This window comes from Inquilinus limosus MP06, assembly GCF_000767795.1.
Lineage (GTDB): Bacteria > Pseudomonadota > Alphaproteobacteria > DSM-16000 > Inquilinaceae > Inquilinus > Inquilinus limosus_E.
Window position 1 is genome coordinate 1 of the sequence record NZ_JANX01000616.1, and the last position, 3,580, is coordinate 3,580.

2 protein-coding genes are annotated in these 3,580 nt (G+C 71.7%); both read left to right on the top strand.

The window, feature by feature from the left end:
• Positions 1 to 1,998: ATP-dependent DNA helicase (locus P409_RS29525; RefSeq protein ID WP_052121552.1), on the top strand; the 1,998-nt coding region annotated here is incomplete at its 5' end.
• Between the two features lie 155 nt (positions 1,999 to 2,153).
• Positions 2,154 to 3,580: sulfatase-like hydrolase/transferase (locus tag P409_RS29530; RefSeq protein ID WP_034846832.1), on the top strand; the 1,427-nt coding region annotated here is incomplete at its 3' end.

The following is a 3,580-nucleotide window of genomic DNA, read 5'->3' on the forward strand; positions in this document are numbered from 1 at the left end:
GGCGCGCCGGTGTGGGTCTCCACCTACACCCGCAACCTGCAGCAGCAGATCGACGGCGAGATGGACCGGCTGTTCCCGGACCCGGTGCTGAAGGCCCGCCAGGTGGTGCTGCGCAAGGGGCGCGAGAACTATCTGTGCCTCCTGAACTACGAGGACGCGGTGCGCGGCCTGTCGCTGAACCCGCGCGACGCCGTGCCGCTGGGGCTGATGGCGCGATGGGCCGCGGCGACGCGCGACGGCGACCTGACCGGCGGCGACTTCCCCGGCTGGCTGGCCGACATCATCGGCCGGCCGAACAGCCTGGCCCTGGCCGACCGGCGCGGCGAATGCATCCATTCCGGCTGCCCGCACTACAGCCGCTGCTTCATCGAGCGCGGCATCCGCCGGGCCCGCAAGGCGCAGATCGTCATCGCCAACCACGCGCTGGTGATGATCCAGGCGGCGCAGGGCGGGGTGGACGACCGCGACGCGCCCAGCCGCTTCGTCTTCGACGAGGGGCACCACCTGTTCGAGGCGGCGGATTCCGCCTTCGGCGGCCACCTGACGGGTCTTGAGGCCACCGATCTGCGCCGCTGGCTGCTGGGCCATGAGGAGGGCGGGCGCCGGGCCAGCCGCGGCCGCGGGCTGCGCCGCCGGGTGGAGGACCTGCTGCCGGGGGAGGAGGCGCTGGCGGCGCTGGACGAGATCGAGCGCGCCGCCCGGTCCCTGCCCGGCCCCGGCTGGGGCAAGCGCATCCATGCCGAGGATCCGCGCGGACCCGCCGAGCGCTTCCTGGCCCTGACCCGCACCCAGGTCTATGCCCGCGCCCAGGGCGCCGACGGGCCCTACAGCCTGGAATGCGACACCAATGATCCGGTGGAGGGGCTGGTCGACGCCGCCCTGGCGCTGGACGTCGCCCTGGCCGAGCTGCAGGCGCCGCTGCAGGCGCTGGCGAAGGCGTTCCGCGAGCATCTCGACGAGGCGGCCGTGTCGCTGGACCCGAACCAGCGCCAGCGCCTGGACGCCGCCGCCCGGTCGCTGGACCGCCGCGCGAAGATGGAGATCGGCGGCTGGCGGGCCATGCTGACCTCACTGTCCGAGCCGACGCCGCCCTGGCTGGTCGACTGGTTCGGGGTCGAGCGGGTGGAGGGGCGCGAGCTCGATTTCGGCTTCTACCGCCACTATGTCGACCCGACCCGGCCCTTCGTCGACGCGCTGGTGCGGCAGGCGCATGGCGTCGTCGTCACCTCCGCCACCCTGACCGACGGCGCCGGCGACAACCCCGACGACTGGCGCGCGGCGGAGGACAGGACCGGCGCCGGCCATCTGCCGCGGCCGGCGATCCGCGCCCAAGTGGCCTCGCCCTTCGACTATCCTTCGCTGACCCGGGTGCTGATCGTGCGCGACGTGCGCAAGGACGACCTGGAGCAGGTCGGCGCCGCCTATCGCGAGCTGTTCCTGGCGGCCGGCGGCGGCGCGCTGGGCCTGTTCACCGCGGTCAGCCGGCTGCGCGCGGTGCACCACGCGCTGGCCCCGGCGCTGCAGGCGGCCGGACTGCCGCTCTACGCCCAGCATCTCGACGGCATGGATGTCGGCACGCTGATCGACATCTTCCGCGGCGAGACCGATGCCTGCCTGCTGGGCACGGATGCTGTCCGGGACGGCGTCGACGTGCCGGGACGGGCGCTGCGGCTGATGGTGTTCGACCGGGTGCCCTGGCCGCGCCCCGACATCCTGTCGCGCGCCCGCGGCCTGCATTTCGGCAAGCAGCGCTGGAGCGACATGCAGACCCGCTTCCGCCTGAAGCAGGCCTTCGGCCGGCTGGTGCGAAGGGCCGACGACCGCGGCGTCTTCGTGCTGCTGGACCCGATGATGCCGACCCGGCTGTGCACCGCCTTCCCCCCCGGCGTCGAAGTGCAGCGCATCGGCCTGGCCGAGGCGGTGGCGATCACGCGGGAGTTCCTGGCGCAGGACGCCGCGGCGCTGCCGGCCCCCTCCCCCCTCCTGCCGGCCCCCTGACGCTTCCCTGATCCCCCGGCGCCCCTCCTGGGGTATCATTCCCATCGCCGGGCGGGGCGACTCGCCCGCGCCGATTGCTCGAAGACCATTTCAGATCCGCATCGTCAGATCCGCGCCCTGCGCGGCCGGTCCATTTCCGAACCCGGAGCGACGCCATGCCCATCAGCGATTTGTTCGCCAACGGCCACAAGCCCAACATCCTGATCCTGATCACCGACCAGGAGCGCGCGATCTCCGAATGGCCGGAAGGCTACCGCGCCACCCTGGCCGGGAAGCTCAAGGCGATGCAGGCGCTGCAGGCCAACGGCCTCAGCTTCGACCACGCCTTCACCGGCGCCTGCATGTGCGCGCCGAGCCGCGCCACCTTCCTGACCAGCCAGTACCCGATCGTCACCGGCTGCACCACGACCGGCGGGTCGACCCTGCCGCCGCCCGCCACCCGGCCCAACCTCGCCACCGTGCTGGGGCAGGCCGGGTACGATTGCTACTGGATCGGCAAATGGCATCTGCTGGGCTCGCAGGAGCCCGGCGGGCCCGGCACCACCCTGTCGGAATGGGGCTTCCAGCCCTACAGCGCCGGCGGCGGCACGGTGGCCTGGGACCCGCCGGATGCCGGCATCACCCTGAACGCCAGCTATCTCGGCGGCGGCACCAGGGGGGCGACAGAGTACAACCGGAACGACCAGCGCTATGTCGGCAATGCCCAGGCCTTCCTGGCGGATCCGCCGGCCGGCCCGTGGTGCCTGGTGGTCTCGCTGGTCAACCCGCACGACGTCCATCTCGGCTACGAGGCCCAGGACGGCGAATACTACGACAGGGCCGAGTACCGGTCGCTGGACGTGCCGTTGCCGGACAACATCGACGAGACCCCGGCGGCGATGCCGCGCGGCCAGAGCTTCTATTCCTGGGATTCGAAGGCCGCGAAGAAGGCCAGGCCGCAGGATCTGGCGAACTTCTACGCCTATCTGATGCAGTATGTGGACGGGCAGATCGGCACCATCCTGGGGACGATGACCCGGGACCAGGTCCAGGACACGCTGATCATCCGCTTCGCCGACCATGGCGAGATGGGGCTGGCGCACGGGCTGGTCGAGAAGTTCGTCAACGCCTACGGCCAGTGCATCCACGTGCCGCTGGTATTCTCGAACCCGGTCGCCTGGCCCACGCCTCAGACCACCGAGGCGCTGGCCAGCACCGTCGACCTGGCCCCGACCCTGGCCAGCCTGCTCGGCGTGGCCGGGGATTTCAGCGGCAGCTTCGCCGGCGCCGATCTCAGCCCCGTGCTGAACGACCCCGCGGCGACGGGCCAGGAGTATGTCCACTTCACCTATGACGACCTGCACGGCAGCAGCGGCCCCAGCGTCATCCGCACGATCCGGTCGAAGGACTGGGTGTACTCGGTCTATCTGGACACGGTCACCAGCCCGTCCTCCGGCTGGTCCGACGCGGATTGGGAGATGTACGACCTGGCCGAGGATCCCGGCGAGAACCACAACGTCGCCGGGCTCGGGCTGGCGCAGCAGGCGATCCTGGACCAGGCGCTGCGGGCGCAGATGACGGCCAAGGGCACGGCGCCGGCCTG